Below are 24,886 nucleotides of genomic sequence, written 5' to 3' on the forward strand. Positions count from 1 at the left end.
GCCGCGTTTGCGTTTCCAAATGCCAATTTAGGCGCAGCGCAGCCACAAGTTGCGCCGCACAATCGAAGACTTTTCTTGAATCCACACCCAACGGAGAGGGAGTTGCTGAAATGACGATCAAGGTTGCGATCAATGGTTACGGGCGTATCGGCCGCAATGTGCTGCGTGCGCACTACGAAGGCGGCAAGCGCCACGACATCGAAATCGTCGCGATCAACGACCTCGGCGACCCGAAGACCAACGCACACCTGACGCAGTACGACACCGCGCACGGCAAGTTCCCGGGCACGGTCAGCGTCGACGGCGACTACATGGTGGTGAATGGCGACAAGATCCGCGTGCTGGCCAACCGCAACCCGGCCGAACTGCCGTGGGGCGAACTGGGCGTCGACGTGGTGATGGAATGCACCGGCTTCTTCACCACCAAGGAAAAGGCCTCGGCCCACCTGAAGGGCGGCGCCAAGAAGGTGATCATTTCCGCTCCGGGCGGCAAGGACGTGGACGCCACCGTCGTCTATGGCGTGAACCACGGCGTGCTGAAGGCCACCGACACCGTCATCTCGAATGCCAGCTGCACGACCAACTGCCTGGCCCCGCTGGCCAAGCCGCTGAACGACAAGATCGGCATCGACACCGGCCTGATGACCACCATCCACGCCTTCACCAACGACCAGGTGCTGACCGACGTCTATCACGAAGACCTGCGCCGCGCCCGCAGCGCCACGCAGTCGATGATCCCGACCAAGACCGGCGCCGCCGCTGCGGTCGGTCTGGTGCTGCCGGAACTGAACGGCAAGCTGGACGGTTTCGCGATGCGCGTGCCGACCATCAACGTGTCGGTGGTCGACCTGACCTTCACCGCCAAGCGCGCCACCACGGTGGATGAAGTGAACGCCATCCTGAAGGCCGCATCGGAAGGCGAACTGGCCGGCATCCTCGGCTACAACACGCTGCCGCTGGTGAGCATCGACTTCAACCACGATCCGCGTTCGAGCGTGTTCGACTCGACCCAGACCCGCGTGTCGGCCGACGGCAAACTGGTCAAGGTGCTGTCCTGGTACGACAACGAGTGGGGCTTCTCCAACCGCATGCTGGACACCACCGTCGCGCTGATGAGTGCCAAGTAAGGACACGGCATCGACGAGCGGGGTTCGGGCGCATGCGCCCCTGCCCCGCTTCGTTTTTCCCCTTCCCGAAAATCCACTCGATCACGCTCATCACGCACCGCGCGGAGGATTCATCATGCAGTTCAAGCGACTTTCCGATCTCGATCTCAAGGGCAAGCGGGTGTTCATCCGCTCCGACCTGAACGTGCCACAGGACGACGCCGGCAACATCACCGAAGACACGCGCATCCGCGCCTCGCTGCCGGCCATCCGCGCCGCCCGCGACGCCGGTGCCGCCGTCATGGTCACCTCCCACCTCGGTCGTCCGACCGAAGGCGAACTGAAGCCCGAAGACTCGCTGGCGCCGATCGCCCGCCGCATGTCGGAACTGCTGGGCTTCGAAGTGAAGCTGGTGGCGAACTGGGTCGATGGCGTGCAGGTCGCGCCGGGCGAAGTGGTGCTGCTGGAGAACTGCCGCGCCAACAAGGGCGAGAAGAAGTGCGACGATGCGCTGTCGAAGAAGCTCGCCGCGCTGTGCGACGTGTGGGTGAACGACGCCTTCGGCACCGCTCACCGCGCCGAAGCCACCACCTTCGGCATGGGACAGTACGCCCCGATCGCCTGCGCCGGCCCGCTGATGGCGAGCGAACTGGACGCGCTGGGCAAGGCGCTCGGCCAGCCGGCCCGCCCGCTGGCCGCCATCGTCGCCGGCTCCAAGGTGTCGACCAAGCTCACGCTGCTGGAAAACCTGGCCGACAAGGTGGATCAGCTCATCGTCGGCGGCGGCATCGCCAACACCTTCCTGCTGGCCGCCGGCAAGAAGATCGGCAAGTCGCTGGCCGAAGCCGATCTGGTAGACGCCGCCAAGCGCGTGATGGCCAAGACGAACGTACCGCTGCCCGAAGATGTCGTATGCGCGAAGGCCTTCGCCGCAGACGCCGAAGCGACGGTGAAGGCGGTCGATGAAGTGGCCGACGACGACATGATCCTGGACATCGGCCCGAAGGCCGCCGCGAAGCTCGCCGAGACGCTGAAGGCCGCCGGCACCGTCGTCTGGAACGGCCCGGTCGGGGTGTTCGAGTTCGACGCATTCGGTCACGGCACCGAGACGGTGGCGCGCGCGATTGCCGCATCGAAGGCCTATTCGATCGCCGGTGGTGGCGACACGCTCGCCGCCATCGCAAAATACGGGATTGCCGATCAGGTGAGCTATATCTCGACCGGCGGCGGCGCCTTCCTCGAATTCCTCGAGGGAAAGACGCTGCCGGCCGTCGATATCCTGCTCAAGCGCGCCAACGGCTGAACATCACAGAACGCGCATACAAAACAACGAGGAGTCCGCCCAGCCATGCATCGCTTCACCAAAATCGTCGCCACACTCGGCCCCGCTTCCAGCGACCTGGCCACGCTCACCCGCCTGGTCGAGGCCGGGGTCGATGTCGTGCGGCTCAACTTTTCGCATGGCAAGGCGGACGACCACCGTGCGCGCGTCGAAACGCTGCACGCGGTCTGCGCCAAGGTCGGCCGCACGGTCGGCATCATGGCCGACCTGCAGGGCCCGAAGATCCGTGTCGGCAAGTTCGCCGGCAGCAAGGTGCTGCTGAAGGCCGGCCAGAAGTTCGTGTTCGACATCGAGTGCCAGCTCGGTGACGCCGACCACGTCGGCCTCGACTACCCGGAACTGGTGAACGACGTCGAACCGGGTGCCGTGCTGCTGCTCGACGACGGTCGCATCGTAATGGACGTGAAGTCGGTCACCGACACGCAGATCCACTGCACGGTGCGCCACGGCGGCGAGCTGTCGAACAACAAGGGCATCAACCGCCAGGGCGGCGGCCTATCGGCGCCGGCGCTGACCGCGAAGGACATGGAAGACATCAAGATCGCGGCGTCGCTGAATGTCGACTTCGTCGCGGTGAGCTTCCCGAAGAGCGGCGCCGACATGAAGCAGGCGCGCGACCTGCTGCGCGCGGCCGGCTCCAACGCGCAGCTGATCGCCAAGATCGAGCGCGTCGAGGCGATTCCGGCGCTGGAAGAGATTCTCGAAGCGTCGGACGGCGCCATGGTGGCGCGCGGCGACCTCGCGGTCGAAGTGGGCGACGCGGCCGTGCCGGCGATGCAGAAGCGCATCATTCGCGTGTCCCGCGAAATGAACAAGCTGGTCATCACCGCCACGCAGATGATGGAATCGATGATCAGCAGCCCGGTGCCCACCCGCGCCGAAGTGTCGGACGTCGCCAACGCGGTGCTCGACGGCACCGACGCCGTCATGCTGTCAGCCGAAACCGCCTCCGGTCAGTATCCGGTCGAGACGGTCGAGGCGATGAGCCGCATCTGCATCGAAGCCGAGAAGTCGGCCGAGGTGAAGCTGGACCAGGAATTCCTGCAGCGCGTGTTCACCCGCATCGACCAGTCGATCGCGATGGCCGCACTTTTTTCGGCCTTCCACCTGAAGGTGAAGGCGATCGCCACGCTGACGCAGTCGGGCTCGACCTCGCTGTGGATGTCGCGCCTGAACAGTGGCGTGCCCATTTACGCGCTGACACCGGAAGTGCGCACCCGTTACAAGTTGTCGATGTACCGTGGCGTGACGCCGCTGATGATCAAGCTCGATCCGGACGCCGACCGCGACCGCATGCTGATCGACGCCGAGGCCGAACTGCTGCGCAGCGGTGCCGTGAAGGTCGGTGATCTCATCGTGCTGTCCTTCGGCGAGCCTATTGGCGTTCCGGGCGGTACCAATACACTGAAAATCGTCAAGGTCGGGGAGTATCGTCAACTCTCCACCGTAATCTGAACTCGCAGGAGAAACTCATGCCTCTGGTATCCATGCGCCAACTGCTCGACCACGCCGCCGAAAACGGCTACGGCCTGCCGGCATTCAACGTGAACAACCTCGAGCAGGTGCAGGCGGTGATGAGTGCCGCCGACGAAGTCGGCGCCCCGGTCATCCTGCAGGCCAGCGCCGGTGCCCGCAAGTACGCCGGCGAGAGCTTCATCAAGCACCTGATCCAGGCCGCGGTCGAAGCCTATCCGCACATCCCGCTGGTGATGCACCAGGATCACGGCCAGTCGCCGGCGATCTGCCAGGGCGCCATCGATCTGGGCTTCGGCTCGGTCATGATGGACGGCTCACTGAAGGAAGACGGCAAGACCCCGGCCTCCTTCGACTACAACGTCGACGTCACCCGCCGCGTGGTCGACATGGCGCACAAGGTCGGCGTCACGGTCGAGGGCGAACTGGGTTGCCTCGGCTCGCTCGAAACCGGCATGGCCGGCGAGGAAGACGGCCACGGCGCCGAAGGCAAGCTCGATCACTCGTCGCTGCTGACCGATCCGGAAGAAGCCGCCCAGTTCGTCAAGGCCACGCAGTTGGACGCGCTGGCGATCGCCATCGGCACCAGCCACGGCGCCTACAAGTTCACCCGCAAGCCGACCGGCGACATCCTGGCGATCTCGCGCGTGAAGGAAATCAACAAGCGCATCCCCAACACCCACCTGGTGATGCACGGCTCGTCGTCGGTGCCGCAGGAACTGCTGGCCATCATCAACCAGTACGGCGGCAAGATGAAGGAAACCTACGGCGTACCGGTCGAGGAAATCCAGGAAGCGATCAAGTACGGCGTGCGCAAGATCAACATCGACACCGACATCCGTCTGGCGATGACCGGTGCGGTGCGCAAGTTCCTGGCCGAGAACCCGGACAAGTTCGACGCCCGCGAATGGCTGAAGCCGGCGCGCGAAGCCGCCAAGGCCGTGTGCAAGGAGCGCTATCTGCAGTTCGGCTGCGAAGGCCAAGGCAGCAAGATCAAGGCCATCCCGCTCGACGAGATCGCCCGCATGTACGCCAGTGGCAAGCTGGCCCAGACCGTCAACTGATCCTTACCGACGACCGCAACGAAGACCGAAATGGCCGACGCACTGTTCGAATCCAGCATCAAGAGCCTGCCGCTGATCGCCCGCGGTAAGGTCCGTGACATCTACGCGATCGACGACGAGAAGATGCTCATCGTCACCACCGATCGCCTGTCGGCGTTCGACGTCATCCTGCCCGACCCAATCCCGGGCAAGGGCAAGGTGCTGACGGCCGTTTCGAACTTCTGGTTCGGCAAGCTGGCCGGCGTATCGCCCAACCACCTGACCGGCATCGCGCCGGAGTCGGTGGTGACGGCGGACGAACGCGATCAGGTCGAAGGCCGCGCCATCGTCGTGCGTCGGCTCAAGCCGCTGCCGATCGAAGCGGTCGTGCGCGGTTACCTGATCGGTTCCGGCTGGGGCGACTACTCGCGCACCGGCGCTGTGTGCGGCGTGCAGTTGCCGCATGGTCTGCGCATGGCCTCGAAGCTGCCCTCACCCATCTTTACGCCGGCCACCAAGGCGGCAGTGGGCGACCACGACGAGAACATCAGTTACGCACAGACCGAAGCGCTGATCGGTGCCGCCATGGCAGCCAAGGTGCGTGACACCGCGATCGCGCTGTACAGCGCCGCCGCCGACTACGCGAAGAGCCGCGGCATCATCATCGCCGACACCAAGTTCGAATTCGGTCTCGACGCCGACGGCAAGCTCATCCTGATCGACGAGGCGCTGACGCCGGATTCGTCGCGCTTCTGGCCAGCCGACCAGTACCAGGAAGGCAGCAACCCGCCCTCCTTCGACAAGCAGTTCGTGCGCGACTACCTGGAAACGCTGGACTGGAACAAGACCGCGCCGGGCCCGCGCTTGCCGGCCGACATCATCCAACGCACCGGCGACAAGTACCGTGAGGCGCTGACGCGGCTGATCGGCTGACCGGCCTTCCGCCCCGACACAACGGAGCGCTCCGCCCTGGCGGACCGCTCCGTTTTCACTTCTGTCGTTCTCAGGTACCGGTGCGGGGTACCGTCCCGGTCCGTGCCGGCGCGTCAGCCGGCACCGCGTCGGCCTGATCGAACGGACGGAAGCCCGCCAGCGTGAAACGGAAGGTGGCTCCGCGCCCCGGCGCCGCCTCGACGCCGATGACGCCGCCGTGCCGCTCGACGATGCGCTTGACGATCGCCAGCCCCACCCCGGTGCCCGGAAATTCCTCCGCGCCATGCATGCGTTGGAACACGCCGAACAGGCGATCGGCGTAGGCCGGATCGAAGCCGACCCCGTTGTCGCGCACGCAGATCGCCGCGATGCCGCGCCGGCTCTCGACGAACACCTCGACCCGCGGTTGCGGGCTGCGCGACGAGAACTTCAGCGCATTGCCTATCAGGTTAACGAACACCTGCCGCAGCATGGACTGATCGCCGCTGGCATGCCCCAGCGGCGACAGTTCGACGCTGGCCGCCGGGTACTGTTCGACCAGATCGGCGACGACATGGGCCGCCAGCGTATCCAGATTGATTTCGCTGTGCGCCATGTCGACGCGCGACACCCGCGAGAAATGCAGGATGTCGTCGATCAGCAGACCCATGCGCGTGGCGCCGCGCTGTATGCGCTCCAGCATGTCGCGCCCCTCGTCGTCCAGCGCCGCGCCGGCGTGCTCGGCCAGCAGGTGGGCAAAGCCGTTGATCGCCCGCAGCGGGCTGCGCAGATCGTGCGACACCGAGTACGAGAAGGCTTCGAGTTCGCTGTTTGCCTGCTCCAGCAGCGTGGTGCGCTCGGCCACGCGGTGTTCCAGCGATTCGTTCAGTTCGCGCACCTGGCGCTCGGCGCGCGCCCGTTCCAGCGCCAACTGGGCAATGTCGACCAGCCGCTCGATCACGTTCTCGTCCGCCCGCCCGGGCCGCCAGGCCTGCGGGTGCAGGATGATCAGTCCGCCCAGCACCGCGCCGTCCTGCGCCGCCAGCGGCAACGCCCACAACGCACGCACGCCCTCGGCGGCGAACAACGCACGACAGCCCTCGAGATCGGGCGACGCCTGCACATCCTCGCACAGCAGCGGACGGCGCCCCGCGAGCGTTTCGAGAAGGCGCCCATCATGGTCGGCGCCGGCCGGACTGCGGCGCAGCCAGTCGCCCAGCACAGCCGGCAGATTCGCGCCGACCACATCGACCACGGCGCTCGTATTCGGCGTCAGCGTGAGCACCGCGCAGATCGAATCCTCGTTGAGCAGGCCGGACACCAGCCGCGCAAAACGCGACATCACTTCGGTCAGCGGCATGGCGGCGGCGATCAGCGACAGCAGTTCGCGCTCCGCCACATCGACCTCCTCCAGCCGTTTGCGCAAGGTGATGTCGGCCACGGTACCGACGACGCGGCTGCTGCGTCCGCTCGCGTCGCGCTGTGCGACGCCACGCAGCAGGAACCAGCGGTAACCGCCGTCGGCATGGCGCATGCGCAGTTCCTGCTGGAAGTGATCGCTGCGCCCCTTCAGATGGCTGGCAACCATGGCCGACCAGGCCTTGCGGTCGTGCGGATGAATGCCGGCGACGAACTCGCGTACGCGCATGCGGCGGCCACCCGCGTCGTAACCCATGATCTGCGACAGACGTGGCGACACATACATGCGGTCGCTGCCGGTGATCCACTCGGCAAGCCCCTCGTTCATGCCGCGCAGGGCCAGCGCGTAGCGCTGTTCGCTGGCGCGCAGCGCACGCTCGGCGCGAATGCGCGCGGTGAGATCGGAATAGGACGCCACCACGGCGTACGGCCGCTTGCTGCCGGCGTGGAACAGCGGCTGCGTGTTGACGGTCAGCCAGCGCATCTGACCCGACGCGCTCTCAGCACCGATCACCACGTCGCGCGCCGGCAGACCGTCAGCCAGCGACCGGATGACCGGGTGCATGTCGCGCGCCAGAGACCGCCCCTGCTCGTCACACAAGGTGAACTCGTCGCTGCCGCCGGGCAGGCCCGCATGGGCCGCATCCAGCCAGGCACAGGATTCCGCCGAACGGTTGCTGGTCAGCACCCGGGCCTGCGCGTCATACAGCACCACGGCCTCTGACAGCGCACCGAGCAGTACGCGGAAACGTTCTTCGCTCGCGGCCAGCGAGCGTTCCGCCTGCTTGTGCCCCGTGATGTCGTGACAGATGACCAGCAGCGCCGGCTGCCCCTGATGGGACAGCGGACGGGTTGCCGCCGACACCCAGCGCACCGAGCCGTCGTGACGGCGCAGCGGCAGTTCGACGTCATCGGTGCCGCGCCCCTGCGCCAGCACCTCGACCACACGTGATCGATCTTCGGCGGTCTGGCAGAACTCGGTAATGCTGCGTCCACGCAGCGCATCGGGGCTCTCGTTGGCCATCGTGGCCAGGGCGGCATTGAGCACGCGCATGCCACCGTCCGGCAGAGAACAGATGCAGGCGGCCATCGGCAACTCGTGCAGAAGCGCGGCGGTATCGTCGGCCGGCGGAGGCGACGGCTCGATCGCTTGCGACGTCGCCCCGCTGCGCATCAGCCAGATGCCGCAGGCCACGCACCAGCCGAGCCAGCCCGCCTGTGCCGCCCACGGCTGGTCGATCAGGACGAGGGCGCCGGGCGCCCAGAGCGCCGCCACGCCAAGCGCCAGGCGCGCACGGGAGCGATCGGGTGTGCGGAGCGGGCCGAAAAAACCGGACAGGAGGCCTTTCAACAAGGTCATCCATTTCTCCAGGAGCGAAACGACGAGCGGGATTCTGGCTCGGGGCCGGCGTGCGGCGGCGCTGCTGCACGCACCGGAAGCGGTTGTCTTCGCACCTTCGAGCGGCGGACGACGAAGACGTTCCGGTCTCAAGGATAGTACAAGGAAATAAGTGCGCGGCAAGACCGCTTGACGTCGATCACGTCGTAGACCTCGAAATTCGCACGCACAGCCCCTAAACTCGGACACATGTCGAAACGAGAACACTGGGGACTGGGCGCCAAGCTGGCTGTCGCTGCGGCGCCGTTCGCCCTGCTCGCGCTGCTGTCGATCACGCTCACGCTGTGGATGTCCTGGCAGCTCGACGGCGGCGCTGCTGCCGTCAACGAGGCCGGACGCATGCGCATGCAGGCTTACCGCATGTCGCTGCTGGTCGCCACCGGCGAACGCGAAGCGCTGCCGCACGCCCGACGCGAATTCGAACGCAGTCTCGAACTGCTGCGTGCCGGCGACCCCGAGCGCCCGCTGTTCGTGCCACTGGACAACGACATCCGGCGCAGTTTCGATCAGGTACGCGGCGACTGGCGCATCTACAGCGCGCGCTGGCTCGACGCCGCACCCCGCGGCAGCGACGGTCTGCGCGACGACACCGCGCGCTTCACCGGGCGTATCGATGCGCTGGTGGCCGGCATCGAGAACCACATGTCGCACTGGACAGCGCTGCTCAACCTGCTGCAACTCGCAACGATGGCGCTGGCGGTGATCGGTGCGGTGGTGTTGCTCTACATCGGCTATCTGTTCGTGCTGGAACCGGTGGGGCAGCTGAAGCAGGCGCTGGAGCGGATTCAGCAGGGCGATCTGGGCGCCCGCGTCGAACGCGGCAGCAGCGACGAGTTCGGCACGCTGGCCGACGGCTTCAATGACATGGCGGAACAGATACAGGCCATGTACCGCAATCTCGAAGCCAAGGTGACGTCCAAAACGGCCGAGCTGCAGGAAAAGCGCGAGCGACTCGAAGCGCTGTACGAGGTAACTTCTCTGATCGCCACCGCCCGCTCGCTGGAAGAACTGGCGCGCGGCTTCGTCGGTTACGTCGCGCGCGCCGTGCACGCCGATGGCGTCGCGCTGCGCTGGTCCGACGAATCCAACCAGCGCTATCTGATGCTCGCCTCGCAAGGACTGCCGGCCTACATGACCGACGGCGAGCGCTGCCTGAAGGCGGACGAATGCCATTGCGGCGCGCCGAACGCCCCGCCTTTTGCGCGCGTCATCCCGATCCGTACGATGGGCGGCGAGGCGCTGCAATACTGCGGCGAGGCAGGCTTCGAAACCCTGGTGTCGGTTCCGGTCCGTCTGAAGGACAGGCTGATGGGCGAGGTCGACCTGTTCTTCCACGCCAGCGTGGAGCTGTCTGCGCCCACGCGTTCGCTGCTCGAAGCGCTGGCGACGCATCTGGCCAGCGGCATGGAGAACCTGCGCCTGAACGCGCTGCAGAACGAAGCCGCGGTATCGCAGGAGCGCAACTTCCTGGCCAGCGAACTGCACGACTCGATCGCGCAGTCGCTGGCCTTCATGAAAATGCAGGTCGAAATGATGCGCGAGGCGCTGGCCACGCACGACGAAGCCAGTGCGCGCGCAATGCTGGACGAACTCGATGCCGGCCTGCGCGAAAGTTCGGGCGACGTGCGCGAACTGCTGCTGCACTTCCGCACCCGCGCCAATTCCGAGGACATCGAAGCCGCCCTGCTCGCCACGCTGCGCAAGTTCGAGCACCAGAGCGGCGTGCGCGCCTCGCTAGCGATGCGCGACCACGGTCTGCCGCTGTTGCCGGACGTGCAGATACAGGTGCTGCACATCGTGCAGGAAGCGCTGTCGAACGTCCGCAAGCACGCGCGCGCCAGCCATGTCTGGCTCGACGTGCAGCAGCAGCCGCAGTGGCGCTTCGAAGTGCGCGACGACGGTCGCGGTTTTTCCACCGACGGTGGCCCGCCGGACGAAACCCACGTCGGCCTGCGCATCATGACCGAACGCGCCGCACGCATCGGTGCCCGCATCGAGGTGTTCTCGACGCCCGGTCGCGGCACCTCTGTCATCCTGACATTGCCTGCCAGCGACCCCACACTGCTCGACCTACAGCCCATGCAGGCCGCCTCATGAACAGCACGCACAGCGACGCCCCGATCCGCATCCTGCTGGTCGATGACCACACCCTGTTCCGCCGTGGTCTGACCGCCCTGCTGTCGCGCGACCCGAAGCTGCAGATCGTCGGCGACGCCGCCGACGCCGGCGAGGCGCAGCGGCGCGCCGAGGCGCTGCAGCCCGACGTCATCCTGCTCGACAACCACCTGCCCGGCGTCAATGGTGTCGACGCGCTGCCGGCGCTGCGCGAGGCGGCGCCGGGCGCGCGTCTGATCATGCTCACCATCAGCGAGGACGGCGAAGATCTGGCCGCCGCGCTGCGCGCCGGCGCCAGCGGCTACCTGCTGAAGACGATGGAGGGCGAAGCGCTGTCGCGTGCCATTCATCGCGCGATGCGCGGCGAGCCGGTGGTGGCCGACGAAATGACCGGCAAGCTGGTCGAGGTGTTCCGGCAGGCCGCCGCACCGGCGCCGCCGGCAGAGGCACCGCCTGCGCAGAGCGGCGCGCTGTCGCCGCGCGAAACCGACATCCTGCGCGGCATCGCCCGCGGCGACAGCAACAAGGTGATCGCCCGCGACCTCGGCATTGCAGAAACCACGGTGAAGATCCACGTGCAGCACATCCTGCGCAAGCTGGGCGTGGCCTCGCGCGTGCAGGTCGCCGTCATCGCGGTGGAACGCGGCCTGATCTGACATCGGCACACCGGCTGCCGGATTCGTCGAAAGCGTGACAGACGGGCGACTGGCCTGCTCGACCGTGCGCAGCGTCACCGATGCGGCCGCGGCCAAGAGCCGGTCTTGTGCGAGCGAGCTCTGTTTGCGACGCGCCCCATATCGCAGCCGCTCTCATTGACCCTGGTCAACCCTCCTCCATTCGGACGATGAAGTAGTTCTTCGGAACTACACGACCGCCCCTGCCATCGTTCTTCCGCACCTTCCGTGCGCTACCACCGAAGGATGCCGCCGTACTGACCCGCTCCCTAAGATCGCATCAGTCTTAAAGGGAGGATTCCGTCATGACCAGGAAAGGGCAGGCACTGTCGGTGCTGATCGTCAGCACCCTGGCGTTCACCGTGTGTTTCATGGTGTGGATGATGTTCGGCGTGATCGGCATACCGATCAAGAAGGCGCTCGATCTCAATGCCACGCAGTTTGGTCTGCTGACCGCCACGCCGGTGCTCACCGGCTCGCTGGTGCGGGTGCCGCTCGGCATCTGGACCGACAAGTACGGCGGTCGCATCGTGATGACGCTGCTGATGGCGGCCACCGTGCCGGCGATCTGGATGATGAGCTATGCCACCGAGTACTGGCATTTCCTCGTCATCGGCCTGTTCGTCGGCCTGGCTGGCGGTTCGTTCTCGGTCGGCACGCCCTATGTCGCGCGCTGGTTCCCGAAGGAGCAGCAGGGCTTCGCGATGGGCGTGTATGGCGCCGGCAATTCGGGTGCGGCGGTGAACAAGTTCGTCGCACCGGCGCTGCTGGTCGCTTTCGGCTGGACCATGGTGCCGCAGGTGTACGCCGCCATCATGCTCGGCACCGTCATCATCTTCTGGCTGTTCAGCCACAGCGACCCGGCCCACCTGGTGCCGAGCAACGTGCGCTTCGTCGACCAGCTGAAGGCACTGAAGGACCCGCGCGTGCTGAAGTACTGCCAGTACTACAGCATCGTGTTCGGCGGTTACGTCGCGCTCAGCCTGTGGATGGTGCAGTACTACGTCGGCGAGTACGGCCTCGACATCCGCGCCGCCGCGCTGCTCGCCGCCTGTTTCTCACTGCCCGGCGGCGTGCTGCGCGCCATCGGCGGCTGGCTGTCCGACAAGTACGGCGCGCACAGCGTCACCTGGTGGGTGCTGTGGGTGAGCTGGATCTGTCTGTTCCTGCTCAGCTACCCGCAGACGCAATTCACCGTCGTCACCATCAACGGTGAGCAGACCTTCCATATCGGTCTGAACGTGTATGCCTTTACCGGCCTGATGTTCATCCTCGGCATCGCCTGGGCCTTCGGCAAGGCCAGCGTGTTCAAGTACATCAGCAACGACTACCCCGCCAACATCGGCACCATCAGCGGCATCGTCGGCCTGGCCGGCGGCCTCGGCGGCTTCGTGCTGCCCATCATGTTCGGTGCCCTGCTCGATCTCACCGGCATACGCTCCAGCGCCTTCATGCTGATGTACGGCGTGGTGTGGGTGTCGCTGATCTGGATGTACTTCACCGAAGTCCGCCGCACCCCGCTGATGGACGGCACGTCCGCAGCCCAGTCCTGAACCGGACACCACGGAGATCATCATGAACGCAAGCACACACGCCGGCACACGTCCGGTACAGAGCGCCCCCCGCGGCCCCGATGTCGAGGACTGGCGGCCGGAGGACGATGCCTTCTGGGAATCGACCGGCAAGAGGGTGGCCTACCGCAATCTGTGGATCTCGATTCCCGCGCTGCTGTGCGGATTCGCGGTCTGGGGCATGTGGGGCATCATCACCGTGCAGATGCTCAACCTGGGCTTCCCCTTCACCCAGGACCAGCTGTTCACGCTGACCGCCATCGCCGGCATCTCCGGCGCCACGATGCGCATCCCGGCCTCCTTCCTGATCCGGCTGGCCGGTGGCCGCAACACCATCTTCCTGACCACGGCCATGCTTCTGGCGCCGGCCATCGGCACCGGCATCGCGCTGCAGCACACCGACTGGCCGCTGTGGGTGTTCCAGCTGATGGCGCTGTGGTGCGGCGTCGGCGGCGGCAATTTCGCCAGTTCGATGTCCAACATCAGCACCTTCTTCCCGAAGCGGCTGCAGGGCACCGCGCTGGGCCTCAACGCCGGCCTCGGCAACTTTGGCGTGACGACGATGCAGATCGTCATCCCGCTGGTGATGACGGTGCCGCTGCTCGGCGCCTTCGGCGGTGAGCCGATGACGCTGATGAAGGACAGCGGCTGGATCTTCGGCAAGATCGCCGCCGGCACGCCGACCTGGATCCAGAACGCCGGCTTCGCCTGGGTGCTGTCGCTGGTGCCGCTGTCCATCCTGTGCTGGTTCGGCATGAACAATCTGAAGGCGGTGTCGCCGGACACCGGCAACCCCATCGTCGCCTTCTCGAAGATCACCTATCTGTACACGCTGGCCTTCGTGCCGGCGATCTTCATGCTCTATCTGTACCTGCCGGCGCCGACCGGTCTGGGCCTGCTGAACATGTGGGTGGCGATTCCGCTCGACATCATCATGGCGCTGACCGTGATGAAGCTGGCCGCCTTCGGACCGATGCGCGAGGGCGTGTCCCGGCAGTTCAAGATATTCAGCGACAAGCACACCTGGTCGATGACCATCCTCTACATCGTCACCTTCGGTTCCTTCATCGGCTTCTCGATGGCGCTGCCGCTGGCGATGAAGGTCATCTTCGGCGTCAGCCACGTACCCGATGCCAATGGCGTCATGCAGCACACGCTGCCGAACCCGAACGCGCCCACCGTGCTCGCCTTCGCCTGGATCGGCCCCTTCGTCGGCGCCGCAGTGCGCCCGATCGGCGGCTGGATCTCCGACAAGTGGGGCGGCTCCATCGTCACGCAGATCATCTCGCTGGTGATGGTGGCCGCGTCGGTGGCGGTCGGCTACGTGATGAAACTGGCCTACAGCTCCGCCACGCCCGAGCAGTACTTCCCGATGTTCCTCGGCCTGTTCATCGTGCTGTTCTTTGCCAGCGGCATCGGCAACGGTTCGACCTTCCGCACCATCGGCGTCATCTTCGATCGCCAGCAGGCCGGCCCGGTGCTGGGCTGGACGTCGGCGGTCGCCGCCTACGGCGCCTTCATCGCACCGGTGGTCATCGGTGCGCAGATCAAGGCCGGCACACCCGAGCTCGCGATGTACGGCTTCGCCGCGTTCTACGCGATCTGCCTGTTCATCAACTGGTGGTTCTACCTGCGCCGCAACGCCTACGTGAAGAACCCCTGACCCCATGCCCCCGCCGAGCCCCGCAACAGGAGAGCACACATGAGCCACTTTCTCGACCGACTGACCCACTTCTCCGCCCCGAAGGAAAGCTTCTCGGGCGACCACGGCATCGCCACGGGCGAAGACCGCAGTTGGGAAGATGCCTACCGCGACCGCTGGGCGCACGACAAGATCGTGCGTTCCACCCACGGCGTGAACTGCACGGGCTCCTGCTCGTGGAAGATCTACGTCAAGGGCGGCATCGTCACCTGGGAAACCCAGCAGACCGATTACCCGCGCACCCGCTGGGACATGCCCAACCACGAGCCGCGCGGCTGTGCGCGCGGTGCCAGCTACAGCTGGTACCTGTACAGCGCCAACCGCGTGAAGTACCCGATGGTGCGCGGCCGCCTGCTCAAGACCTGGCGCGAGGCGCGTCTCAAGCACGGCCCGGTCGAGGCCTGGGCCTCCATCGTCGAGAACGACGCCAAGCGCCGTGACTACCAGCAGGTGCGCGGCCTCGGCGGCTTCGTCCGCTCCAGCTGGGACGAGGTGAACGAGCTGGTCGCCGCCGCCAACGTCTACACCATCAAGAAGCACGGCCCGGACCGCATCATCGGTTTCTCGCCGATCCCGGCCATGTCCATGGTGAGCTATGCCGCAGGCAGCCGTTACCTGAGCCTGATCGGTGGCGTCTGCATGAGCTTCTACGACTGGTACTGCGACCTGCCTCCGTCCAGCCCGCAGATCTGGGGCGAACAGACCGACGTGCCGGAATCGGCCGACTGGTACAACTCGACCTACATCATCGCCTGGGGCTCCAACGTGCCGCAGACGCGCACGCCGGACGCCCACTTCTTCACCGAGGTCCGCTACAAGGGCGCCAAGACCGTCGCTGTCACGCCCGACTACGCCGAAATCAGCAAGCTGGCCGACCTCTGGCTGCACCCGAAGCAGGGTACCGACGCGGCGGTGGCGATGGCCATGGGCCACGTCATCCTGAAGGAGTTCTACTTTGAAAAGCGCAGCGCGTATTTCGACGATTACGCGCGCCGCTATACCGACCTGCCGATGCTGGTGCTGCTGAAGGAACATACGCTGCCGAACGGCACGACCGTCATGGTGCCGGACCGCTACGTGCGCGCCAGCGACTTCAACGGAAAGCTGGGCCAGGCCAACAATCCTGACTGGAAAACGGTGGCCTTCGACGAGAACGGCCGCGTCGTGCTGCCAAATGGTGCCATCGGCTTCCGTTGGGGCCCGGACGGCCGCGCCGATGCCGGCCAGTGGAACCTCGAATCGAAGGAGGCGCGCCACGGCGGCGACGTGAAGCTGAAGCTGTCGGTGCTCGAAGGCGACACCGGCCCGGTCGAGCACACGCAGGTCGCCTTCCCCTACTTCGGCGGCATCGAGCACGAACACTTCCCGAACAGCCCGCAGGGCGGCGGCGACGTGCTGCTGCGCACGGTACCGGTACAGCGCATCGCGCTCGGCAAGGCCGGCGACAAGCGCGACGCACTGGTGGCCACCGTGTTCGACCTGCAGGTCGCCAACTACGGCGTCGGCCGCGGTCTTCCCGGCGACACCGGTGCGAGCAGCTACGACCAGGACATCGCCTACACGCCCGCCTGGCAGGAGAAGATCACCGGCGTGCCGCGCGACCAGATCATCACGGTCGCCCGCCAGTTCGCCGACAACGCCGACAAGACCAAGGGCAAGTCCATGGTCATCATCGGTGCGGCGATGAACCACTGGTACCACTGCGACATGAACTACCGCGGCATCATCAACATGCTGATGATGTGCGGTTGCATCGGCCAGAGCGGCGGCGGCTGGGCGCACTACGTCGGGCAGGAGAAGCTGCGCCCGCAGACCGGCTGGACCGCGCTCGCCTTCGCGCTCGACTGGATACGCCCGCCGCGCCAGCAGAACTCGACCAGCTTCTTCTACGCCCATACCGACCAGTGGCGCTACGAGAAGCTCGGCGTCGAGGAAGTGCTGTCGCCGCTGGCTGACGCATCGCAGTTCGGCGGCAGCATGATCGACTACAACGTGCGCGCCGAACGCATGGGCTGGCTGCCCAGTGCGCCGCAGCTGAAGACCAATCCTATCCAGGTGGTGCGTGACGCCAACGCGGCGGGCATCGATCCGAAGGACTACGCGGTCGGCGCGCTGAAGAGCGGTCAGCTCGAACTGAGCTGCGAGGACCCGGACGCACCGCAGAACTGGCCGCGCAACATGTTCGTGTGGCGCTCCAACATCCTCGGTTCCAGCGGCAAGGGCCACGAGTACTTCCTGAAGCACCTGCTGGGCACCAGCAACGGCGTGCAGGGCAAGGACCTCGGCTCCGACGACGCCAAGCCGCAGGAAGTGAAGTGGCACGCGGAAGCGCCCGAAGGCAAGCTCGACCTGCTGGTGACGCTCGATTTCCGCATGAGCACCACCTGCCTGTATTCGGACATCGTGCTGCCGACCGCCACCTGGTACGAGAAGAACGACCTCAATACCAGCGACATGCACCCCTTCATCCACCCGCTGTCGACGGCGGTCGACCCGGCCTGGCAGTCGAAGAGCGACTGGGACATCTACAAGGGCTTCGCGAAGAAGTTCAGCGAGGTGTGCGTCGGCCACCTCGGCGTCGAACGCGAACTGGTGCTGACGCCGCTGATGCACGACAGCCCGGCCGAACTGGCCCAGCCCTTCGGCGTCGCCGACTGGAAGCGCGGCGAGTGCGAACTGATCCCCGGCAAGACGGCACCGCAGATGACGGTGGTCGAGCGCGACTATCCGAACGTCTACAAGCGCTTCACCGCGGTCGGTCCGCTGCTGACCAAGGTCGGCAACGGCGGCAAGGGCATCGCCTGGAACACGCAGGACGAGGTGCGCCAGCTTGGCGAACTGAACGGTCTGGTGACCGATGAAGGCGCGACCAAGGGCATGCCGAAGATCGACACCGACATCGACGCCTGCGAAGTGGTGATGATGCTGGCGCCGGAAACCAACGGTCAGGTCGCGGTCAAGGCATGGAAGGCGCTGGGCAAGCAGACCGGGCGCGATCACGAGCACCTGGCGATCTACCGCGAGGACGAGAAGATCCGCTTCCGCGACATCCAGGCGCAGCCGCGCAAGATCATTTCCAGCCCGACGTGGTCCGGCCTCGAAAGCGAGAAGGTGTCTTACAACGCCGGCTACACCAATGTGCATGAACTGATCCCATGGCGCACGCTGACCGGCCGTCAGCAGTTCTACCAGGACCACCCGTGGATGCGCGCCTTCGGCGAAGGCTTCGTCAGCTACCGCCCGCCGGTGGACCTGAAGACGACGGCCGCGATCGCCGGCATCAAGAGCAATGGCAATCCGGAGATCCAGCTCAACTTCATCACGCCGCACCAGAAGTGGGGCATCCACTCCACCTACAGCGACAACCTGCACATGCTGACGCTGAACCGCGGCGGCCCTGTGATCTGGCTGTCCGAGGACGACGCGAAGAAGGCCGGCATCGTCGATAACGACTGGGTCGAACTGTTCAACGTGAATGGCGCGATCACGGCGCGCGCCGTGGTGAGCCAGCGGGTGAACCCGGGCATGGTGCTGATGTACCACGCACAGGAAAAGATCATCAACACGCCGGGGTCGGAGATCACCGGTGCGCGCGGCGGCATCCACAACTCGGTCACCCGCATCGTGCTGAAGCCGACGCACATGATCGGCGGCTACGCGCAGCTGAGCTACGGCTTCAACTACTACGGAACCATCGGCACCAACCGCGACGAGTTCGTCGTCGTGCGCAAGATGAAGCGCATCGACTGGCTCGACGGCGAAGCCGCTGCCACCGATACCGCCCACGCCTAAGGAGACATGACATGAAAATACGCGCTCAAATCGGCATGGTGCTCAACCTCGACAAGTGCATCGGTTGCCACACCTGCTCGGTCACCTGCAAGAACGTGTGGACCAGCCGTCCCGGCATGGAATACGCGTGGTTCAACAACGTCGAAACCAAGCCCGGCATCGGTTACCCGAAGGAATGGGAAAACCAAGACAAGTGGCAGGGTGGCTGGATGCGCAAGAGCGACGGCTCGATCGCGCCGCGCCAGGGCGGCAAGTGGCAACTGCTGATGAAGATCTTCGCCAACCCGCACCTGCCGGAAATCGACGACTACTACGAGCCCTTCACCTTCGACTACGACCACCTGCAGTCGGCGCCCGAAATGAAGGCGACGCCGACCGCGCGGCCGCGCAGCCTGATCACCGGCCAGCGCATGGAGAAGATCGAATGGGGCCCGAACTGGGAAGAGATTCTCGGCGGCGAATTCTCGAAGCGCTCGAAGGACAAGAACTTCGACGAGGTGCAGAAGGACATCTACGGCCAGTTCGAGAACACCTTCATGATGTACCTGCCGCGTCTGTGCGAGCACTGCCTGAACCCGGCCTGCGTCGCCAGCTGCCCGTCGGGCTCGATCTACAAGCGCGAGGAAGACGGCATCGTGCTGATCGACCAGGACAAATGCCGCGGCTGGCGCATGTGCGTGTCCGGCTGTCCGTACAAGAAGATCTATTACAACTGGCAGTCTGGCAAGGCCGAGAAGTGCATCTTCTGCTACCCGCGCATCGAAGCCGGCCAGCCCACGGTGTGCTCGGAAACCTGCGTCGGCCGCATCCGCTACCTCGGCGTGCTGCTGTATGACGCCGACCGCATCCAGGAAGCGGCTTCGGTCGAACATGACCGCGACCTCTACCAGGCCCAGCTCGACATCTTCCTCGACCCGAACGATCCGAAGGTGATCGAACAGGCACGCGCCGACGGCATCCCCGATTCTTGGATGGAAGCCGCCCGCCGCAGCCCGGTCTACAAGATGGCGGTGGAGTGGAAGGTGGCGCTGCCGCTGCACCCGGAATACCGCACGCTGCCCATGGTGTGGTACGTGCCGCCGCTGTCGCCGATCACCGCCGCCGCCAACGCGGGCCAGGTCGGCGTCAATGGCGAGATTCCGGACGTGAACCAGCTGCGCATTCCGGTCAAATACCTCGCCAACCTGCTCACCGCCGGCGACACGCAACCCGTCGTGCGCGCGCTCGAACGCATGCTGGCGATGCGCGCCTACCAGCGCGAGAAGCACGTCGATGGTCGCATCAATACCGCGGCATTGACCCAGGTCGGCATCAGCCAGGCCGCGGTCGAGGACATGTACCACGTGATGGCGATCGCCAACTACGAGGACCGCTTCGTCATTCCGTCGGCCCACCGCGAGTACGCGGAGAACGCCTTCGACGTGCGCGGCGGCTGCGGCTTCTCATTCGGTAACGGCTGCTCGGAAGGCAGTTCCGACAGCAGTCTGTTCGGCGGATCGAAGCGCCGGACGATTCCCATCAAGGCGGTGGTCTGACCATGTTTACGACACCCAAGAAGATGACCCACACGCTGCGCGCCTGCGCGCTGCTGATCGGCTACCCGGACGCAAGCCTGCGCGGCATGCTGCCGTCGATCGCCACCGCACTGCACGACGAGGCCGCGCTGTCGGCGGGCCGTCTGGCGGAACTGGAGGCGCTGATCGAAGCACTGCAGCAGCAGGCCCCGCTGGACACCGAAGCCGCCTACGTCGAACTGTTCGACCGTGGTCGCTCGACTTCGCTGCACCTGTTCGAACACGTGCATGGCGATTCGCGCGACCGCGGGCCGGCGATGATCGATCTGGCGCAGACCTACGAGAAGGCCGGCCTCTTCCTGTCGCCGGGCGAACTGCCGGACTACCTGCCGGTGGTGCTCGAATTCGCCTCGACCCAGCCGCCGAAGGAGGCGCGCGCATTCCTCGGCGAAATGACGCACATCCTGAATGCGTTGTTCACGGCACTGGTCAAGCGCGAAAGCCGCTACGCCAGCGTGGTCGGCGCACTGATCGAATTGGCCGGTGAGCGTGCCCATGCGGTGAAGATCCAGCCGGACGAGACGCTCGACGACAGCTGGGCCGAACCGCTCGCCTTCGACGGCTGCTCCTCGCACGGCCAGGCCAAACCCGGGGCCGCGCAACCCATACACCTCGTCCGCAAGTCCTCCGCCACTCAAGGAGTACAACCATGACTTCCTGGCTCGACAACCTGCTGTTCGGTTACTACCCCTACATCTGCCTCGCCGTGTTCTTCATCGGCAGCCTGCTGCGCTTCGACCGCGACCAGTACACGTGGAAGAGCGATTCGTCGCAGCTGCTGCGCCGCGGCCAGCTCAGGCTGGGCAGCAACCTGTTCCACATCGGTGTGCTCTTCCTGTTCTTCGGGCACTTCTTCGGCATGCTGACGCCGCACGCCGTCTATGAGCACTTCATCGGCGCCGGCGCCAAGCAGCTGGTCGCAATGGTGACCGGCGGCATCGCCGGCCTGCTCGGCTTCATCGGCCTGACCATCCTGCTGCACCGCCGGCTGACCGAGCCGCGCATCCGCGCGACGTCGAAGACCAGCGACATCGTCATCGCCGTGCTGCTGTGGGTGCAGTTGCTGCTCGGTCTGGCCACCATCCCGCTGTCGGCACAGCACCTGGACGGCAGCATGATGCTGCTGCTCGCAGAATGGGCGCAGCGCATCGTCACCTTCCGCGCCGGCGCGCCGGAACTGCTGGCCGAAGCCGGCTGGGTGTTCAAGACCCACATGTTCCTCGGCATGACCCTCTTCCTGATCTTCCCCTTCACCCGTCTGGTCCACGTGTGGAGCGGTTTCGCCTCGGTACTGTACGTGCTCCGCCCCTACCAGGTGGTGCGCGCACGTCGGCTCAACCTGCCGGCCGGACACAATCAGCCGCGCCAGCCGGGCGCCGGTGTCTGAGATGATGTGAAGGATGCGTCGCGGCTGCGCGGCGCATCCATTCATAAAAGGATCGAGGAGACACCATGCAGTCCACGCAAGACAGCCGCGGCATCGCCCGCGTCAACGGCATCGCGATCAACGGCGCTGACGAGGACGTTACGCCGGACGAACTGCGCAACCGCGCCTGCACCGAACTGCTGCGCCAGGCAGCCCAGAAGGCCGGCCTGCTTGCGGCCAGCGACGAACAATCGGCCGACGGCCTGATTTCGGAAGAGGCCGCCACCGCCATCGACACGCTGATCGGTCAGGCGGTGCAGGTGCCCGAGCCGTCCGAAGAAGCCTGCCGCCGCCATTACAGCGCCCACCTCGGCCGCTATACGGTCGGCCAGCGCGCACGCATGCGCCACATCCTGTTCGCGGTGACGCCCGGCGTGGACGTCAATGCACTGCGCGGGCGCGCCGAAGCGGTGCTGATCGACGTACGTGCGCACGCCGACGGCGAAGACCCCTTCCCCGACGCCGCCCGGCAGAACTCGAACTGCCCGAGCAGCGAACGCGGCGGCGACCTCGGCTGGCTGGCGCCGGAGGAGGTGGTGCCGGAATTCGCCCGCGCCATCTTCGGCCAGCACGACATCGGCGTGCTGCCGCGCCTGGTGCACAGCCGCTTCGGCTTCCACGTGATCGACGTGCAGGAGCGCGAGGCCGGCACCGTGCAGCCCTTCGAGGAAGTGCGCGGCACCGTCGCCGCCTCGCTGCGCCAGCAGAGCTTCGCCACCGCGCTGCGCCAGTACGTCGCGCTGCTGGCCGGCCAGGCCGTGCTCGAAGGCGTCGACATGGACATCGCCGACACGCCGCTGGTGCAGTGACTTGAATCGCGCGCGGCGCCGTGTGCAACCGGTCTGACCCGGATCAACACGGCGCCGCGCGCGATGCCCACACTGGGCGGCGCCCGCAGTTCCGGACCTTTCCGACATGCAAACATCCCGCACCGCCCACGCAACGCTCCCCCGAAAACCCGCCCTGGTCTGCCCGGCCGGCTCGCTGCGCGCGCTGACGCTGGCCATCGATGCCGGCGCCGACGCCGTCTACATGGGCCTGAAGGACGCCACCAACGCACGCAATTTCGCCGGTCTGAACTTCGACCTCGCGCAGGCGCGCGACGGCATCGCCTACGCCCGCAGCCGCGGTCGCGAAGTGCTGATGGCGCTCAACACCTTCGCCGACGCGCGTGCGCCCGAGCGCTGGTTCGCCGCGGTCGATGCCGCGGCCGGGCTCGGCATCGACGCGCTGATCTGCGCCGACACCGCGGTGCTCGCCTACGCGCGCGATCACCACCCCGATCTGCGCCTGCATCTGTCGGTACAGGCGTCGGCCACCACCTGGGAAGCGATCGAGTTCTACCGCGAGCGCTACGGCATCCGCCGCGCCGTACTTCCGCGCGTGCTCACGCTGCCGCAGGTCGAACAGGTGTGCCGCAACAGCGCGGCCGAGATCGAGGTGTTCGGCTTCGGCAGCCTGTGCGTCATGGTCGAGGGCCGCTGCGCGCTGTCGTCCTACGCGACGGGCCAGTCGCCGAACACCGCCGGTGTCTGCTCGCCACCGTCGGCCGTGCGCTGGGAGGACGGCGCCGACGGCGTATCCGCCCGGCTCAATGGCGTGCTGATCGACCGCTACGCGCCGGACGAGCCGCGCGGCTACCCGACGCTGTGTAAGGGCCGCTTCGAGGTCGACGGCGCACGCGATTACGCGCTGGAAGAACCGACCAGCCTGAACACGCTGGCGCTGCTGCCGCAGCTGATGGACATGGGCATTGCCGCGATCAAGATCGAGGGGCGCCAGCGCAGCCCGGCCTATGTCGAACAGGTCACCCGCGTCTGGCGTGCCGCCATCGACGACTGCGCCACGCAGCCGGCGCGCTTCGGTGTACAGCCGCAATGGACCGCCGCGCTCGGCCGCTGGGCCGAAGGCCAGCAGCACACGCTGGGCGCCTACGACCGGCCGTGGCGGTGAACCGATGAACACACCAATGAACACCCGCATCGCCCTGACCGTCAGCCCGGTGCTTTACTACTGGCCGCGCCGCACGCTGCTCGATTTCTACGCCGAAGTCGCCGAGTCACCCGCCGACACCGTGGTGCTCGGCGAAGTCGTGTGCAGCCGCCGCCACGAAATGAAGGCGGACGACTGGCTTGGACTGGCGCGCGACCTCGCCGCCTGCGGCAAGGAAGTCGTGCTGGCCAGCCAGGCATTGCTCGAATCGGCCGCCGACCTGCGCGCACTGCACCGCTGGGCCGACCAGACCGAATTCCTGGTCGAAGCCGGCGACGCCTCGGCACTGCGCGCACTGGCCGGCCGGCCTTTCGTGCTCGGCCCGCACATCAACGTCTACAGCCAGCCGGCGCTTCGCGAGCACGCCGCACTCGGCGCCATCCGCTGGGTCGCACCGGTCGAACTCGCGCTGGACGCGCTGGCACTGATCAACCCGCCGGCCGCACCGGTGATCGGCGGACCGGCGAACGACACGCCGGTCGCCACCGAGGTATTCGCCTTCGGCCGCCTGCCGCTGGCCTTCTCGGCACGCTGTTTCACCGCGCGCCATTTCCACCTCAGCAAGGACCAGTGCGGTTTCCGCTGCATCGAACACCCGGACGGCCTGCTGCTCGACACCACTGAACAGCAGCACTTCCTCGCCTTGAATGGCATACAGACGCAGTCGGCGGCGCAGCACTGCCTGATCGCCGACGCGCCGGCACTGCGCGCCGCCGGCGTCAGCCGCGCCCGGCTGTCGCCCACCTCGCGCGACTTCGCCACCGTGGTCGATCTGTTCGAGCGCACATGGAACGGCCAGGCCGACGCCGCTGAAGCCGCCGCGGCGCTCGAAGCGCTGAGCCTGCCCGGCGGTCTGGTCAATGGTTACGCCCACCGCCGCCCCGGACTGGAAAGGATGCCCGCATGAACACCTCGTTCCCGATCAGGCTGCCGGCACTGCCGCCGCCGCCCGCCGCATTGCGCACGCTGATCGCCCGCCTGCCGATACGACCGCCCTCGCTGCTGCTCGCCGCGGCACTGAACCGCGTGCTGCGCCCCCGCCTGCCGGCCGACGCGGCGCTCGAACTTGCCGACCACACGGTGGAGATCGAGGTGCGCGACTTCGGTCTGCGCTGCCGCCTCGCGCTGCGCGACGGCCGCTTCCGCAGCGCGCCCGATCACGGCCCGGTCGCGCTGCGCATCGCCGCTGACAGCACCAGCTATCTGCGCCTGCTGCGCGGCGACGACGACGCCGACCGCCTGTTCTTCGAACGCGCGCTGGTGATGGAAGGCGACACCGAATACGGCCTGCTGCTGAAGAACACGCTGGACGCCATCGGCCCGCTGCTGCACCGACCCGCCTGAAC

18 protein-coding genes are annotated in these 24,886 nt (G+C 66.4%); 17 read left to right on the forward strand and 1 reads right to left on the reverse strand.

Annotated features, from left to right (window positions below; translation table 11 throughout):
* Nucleotides 1-110 precede the first annotated feature (110 nt).
* The 5 genes from gap to AC51BJ_RS06995 all read left to right on the forward strand — a co-directional run bounded on the left by gap (nt 111) and on the right by AC51BJ_RS06995 (nt 5,897).
* Nucleotides 111-1,127, forward strand: coding sequence for a type I glyceraldehyde-3-phosphate dehydrogenase (gene gap / locus AC51BJ_RS06975; protein WP_008061894.1), 1,017 nt, complete (start codon nt 111-113; stop codon nt 1,125-1,127).
* Nucleotides 1,128-1,242: 115 nt separating this feature from the next.
* Nucleotides 1,243-2,409 (forward strand): phosphoglycerate kinase, encoded by a 1,167-nt coding sequence (locus AC51BJ_RS06980; protein WP_496279745.1) that lies wholly within the window; start codon nt 1,243-1,245, stop codon nt 2,407-2,409.
* 45 nt (nt 2,410-2,454) lie between these two features.
* A complete protein-coding gene (gene pyk / locus AC51BJ_RS06985; protein WP_496279746.1) occupies nt 2,455-3,903 on the forward strand; it encodes a pyruvate kinase in 1,449 nt (482 codons plus the stop codon).
* Between the two features lie 17 nt (nt 3,904-3,920).
* Nucleotides 3,921-4,985, forward strand: a complete 1,065-nt coding sequence (gene fba / locus AC51BJ_RS06990) for a class II fructose-bisphosphate aldolase (RefSeq protein WP_496279747.1) — start codon at nt 3,921-3,923, stop codon at nt 4,983-4,985.
* A gap of 30 nt (nt 4,986-5,015) precedes the next feature.
* The gene (locus tag AC51BJ_RS06995) at nt 5,016-5,897 is read left to right on the forward strand and encodes a phosphoribosylaminoimidazolesuccinocarboxamide synthase (protein ID WP_430432929.1); all 882 of its coding nucleotides are present in this window, start codon (nt 5,016-5,018) and stop codon (nt 5,895-5,897) included.
* Nucleotides 5,898-5,967: 70 nt separating this feature from the next.
* Here the strand turns inward: AC51BJ_RS06995 and AC51BJ_RS07000 are convergent, their stop codons facing one another.
* Complete coding sequence (locus tag AC51BJ_RS07000) at nt 5,968-8,655, reverse strand: PAS domain-containing sensor histidine kinase (RefSeq protein ID WP_496279748.1); 2,688 nt, start codon at nt 8,653-8,655, stop codon at nt 5,968-5,970.
* A gap of 228 nt (nt 8,656-8,883) precedes the next feature.
* Here AC51BJ_RS07000 and AC51BJ_RS07005 point away from each other — a divergent pair, with 228 nt between their 5' ends.
* The 12 genes from AC51BJ_RS07005 (at nt 8,884) to ubiT (ending at nt 24,884) form a co-directional block, all read left to right on the forward strand.
* Complete coding sequence (locus tag AC51BJ_RS07005) at nt 8,884-10,791, forward strand: type IV pili methyl-accepting chemotaxis transducer N-terminal domain-containing protein (RefSeq protein WP_496279749.1); 1,908 nt, start codon at nt 8,884-8,886, stop codon at nt 10,789-10,791.
* Nucleotides 10,788-11,465, forward strand: coding sequence for a response regulator (locus tag AC51BJ_RS07010; RefSeq protein ID WP_496279750.1), 678 nt, complete (start codon nt 10,788-10,790; stop codon nt 11,463-11,465). Before AC51BJ_RS07005 ends, AC51BJ_RS07010 begins: the two co-directional genes overlap by 4 nt.
* Nucleotides 11,466-11,788: 323 nt before the next feature.
* The gene (locus tag AC51BJ_RS07015) at nt 11,789-13,036 is read left to right on the forward strand and encodes an MFS transporter (protein WP_430432924.1); all 1,248 of its coding nucleotides are present in this window, start codon (nt 11,789-11,791) and stop codon (nt 13,034-13,036) included.
* A gap of 22 nt (nt 13,037-13,058) precedes the next feature.
* Nucleotides 13,059-14,717, forward strand: a complete 1,659-nt coding sequence (locus tag AC51BJ_RS07020; RefSeq protein ID WP_430432923.1) for an MFS transporter — start codon at nt 13,059-13,061, stop codon at nt 14,715-14,717.
* Nucleotides 14,718-14,756: 39 nt separating this feature from the next.
* Nucleotides 14,757-18,548 carry a nitrate reductase subunit alpha gene (locus AC51BJ_RS07025; protein WP_496279751.1) on the forward strand — a complete coding sequence of 1,264 codons (3,792 nt, stop codon included), beginning with the start codon at nt 14,757-14,759 and terminating at the stop codon, nt 18,546-18,548.
* Nucleotides 18,549-18,559: 11 nt separating this feature from the next.
* A complete protein-coding gene (gene narH / locus AC51BJ_RS07030) occupies nt 18,560-20,083 on the forward strand; it encodes a nitrate reductase subunit beta (protein WP_430432921.1) in 1,524 nt (507 codons plus the stop codon).
* Between the two features lie 2 nt (nt 20,084-20,085).
* Nucleotides 20,086-20,775, forward strand: coding sequence for a nitrate reductase molybdenum cofactor assembly chaperone (narJ, locus tag AC51BJ_RS07035; protein WP_496279752.1), 690 nt, complete (start codon nt 20,086-20,088; stop codon nt 20,773-20,775).
* A complete protein-coding gene (gene narI, locus AC51BJ_RS07040) occupies nt 20,772-21,509 on the forward strand; it encodes a respiratory nitrate reductase subunit gamma (RefSeq protein ID WP_430432919.1) in 738 nt (245 codons plus the stop codon). Before narJ ends, narI begins: the two co-directional genes overlap by 4 nt.
* Nucleotides 21,510-21,574: 65 nt before the next feature.
* Nucleotides 21,575-22,357 (forward strand): peptidylprolyl isomerase, encoded by a 783-nt coding sequence (locus tag AC51BJ_RS07045; protein ID WP_496279753.1) that lies wholly within the window; start codon nt 21,575-21,577, stop codon nt 22,355-22,357.
* A gap of 106 nt (nt 22,358-22,463) precedes the next feature.
* Complete coding sequence (gene ubiU, locus AC51BJ_RS07050) at nt 22,464-23,501, forward strand: ubiquinone anaerobic biosynthesis protein UbiU (protein WP_496279754.1); 1,038 nt, start codon at nt 22,464-22,466, stop codon at nt 23,499-23,501.
* Between the two features lie 16 nt (nt 23,502-23,517).
* Nucleotides 23,518-24,447, forward strand: a complete 930-nt coding sequence (locus AC51BJ_RS07055) for a U32 family peptidase (protein ID WP_496279755.1) — start codon at nt 23,518-23,520, stop codon at nt 24,445-24,447.
* Nucleotides 24,444-24,884, forward strand: a complete 441-nt coding sequence (gene ubiT / locus AC51BJ_RS07060) for a ubiquinone anaerobic biosynthesis accessory factor UbiT (RefSeq protein ID WP_430432915.1) — start codon at nt 24,444-24,446, stop codon at nt 24,882-24,884. The genes AC51BJ_RS07055 and ubiT overlap by 4 nt, the downstream gene beginning before the upstream one ends.
* The last annotated feature ends 2 nt before the right edge of the window (nt 24,885-24,886 follow it).

This window comes from Methyloversatilis sp. S146-33, from assembly GCF_059552495.1.

Excerpts from the sequence above, each read along its gene's own strand:
- AC51BJ_RS07010 (WP_496279750.1), top strand. The coding sequence starts at position 10,788 with ATGAACAGCACGCACAGCGACGCCCCGATCCGCATCCTGCTGGTCGAT.
- narJ (WP_496279752.1), top strand. The coding sequence starts at position 20,086 with ATGTTTACGACACCCAAGAAGATGACCCACACGCTGCGCGCCTGCGCG.
- AC51BJ_RS07055 (WP_496279755.1), top strand. The coding sequence starts at position 23,518 with ATGAACACCCGCATCGCCCTGACCGTCAGCCCGGTGCTTTACTACTGG.
- AC51BJ_RS07015 (WP_430432924.1), top strand. The coding sequence starts at position 11,789 with ATGACCAGGAAAGGGCAGGCACTGTCGGTGCTGATCGTCAGCACCCTG.
- AC51BJ_RS07020 (WP_430432923.1), top strand. The coding sequence starts at position 13,059 with ATGAACGCAAGCACACACGCCGGCACACGTCCGGTACAGAGCGCCCCC.
- narH (WP_430432921.1), top strand. The coding sequence starts at position 18,560 with ATGAAAATACGCGCTCAAATCGGCATGGTGCTCAACCTCGACAAGTGC.
- AC51BJ_RS07045 (WP_496279753.1), top strand. The coding sequence starts at position 21,575 with ATGCAGTCCACGCAAGACAGCCGCGGCATCGCCCGCGTCAACGGCATC.
- AC51BJ_RS06995 (WP_430432929.1), top strand. The coding sequence starts at position 5,016 with ATGGCCGACGCACTGTTCGAATCCAGCATCAAGAGCCTGCCGCTGATC.
- ubiT (WP_430432915.1), top strand. The coding sequence starts at position 24,444 with ATGAACACCTCGTTCCCGATCAGGCTGCCGGCACTGCCGCCGCCGCCC.
- AC51BJ_RS06980 (WP_496279745.1), top strand. The coding sequence starts at position 1,243 with ATGCAGTTCAAGCGACTTTCCGATCTCGATCTCAAGGGCAAGCGGGTG.
- AC51BJ_RS07025 (WP_496279751.1), top strand. The coding sequence starts at position 14,757 with ATGAGCCACTTTCTCGACCGACTGACCCACTTCTCCGCCCCGAAGGAA.
- narI (WP_430432919.1), top strand. The coding sequence starts at position 20,772 with ATGACTTCCTGGCTCGACAACCTGCTGTTCGGTTACTACCCCTACATC.
- AC51BJ_RS07005 (WP_496279749.1), top strand. The coding sequence starts at position 8,884 with ATGTCGAAACGAGAACACTGGGGACTGGGCGCCAAGCTGGCTGTCGCT.
- pyk (WP_496279746.1), top strand. The coding sequence starts at position 2,455 with ATGCATCGCTTCACCAAAATCGTCGCCACACTCGGCCCCGCTTCCAGC.
- ubiU (WP_496279754.1), top strand. The coding sequence starts at position 22,464 with ATGCAAACATCCCGCACCGCCCACGCAACGCTCCCCCGAAAACCCGCC.
- gap (WP_008061894.1), top strand. The coding sequence starts at position 111 with ATGACGATCAAGGTTGCGATCAATGGTTACGGGCGTATCGGCCGCAAT.
- fba (WP_496279747.1), top strand. The coding sequence starts at position 3,921 with ATGCCTCTGGTATCCATGCGCCAACTGCTCGACCACGCCGCCGAAAAC.
- AC51BJ_RS07000 (WP_496279748.1), bottom strand. The coding sequence starts at position 8,655 with ATGACCTTGTTGAAAGGCCTCCTGTCCGGTTTTTTCGGCCCGCTCCGC.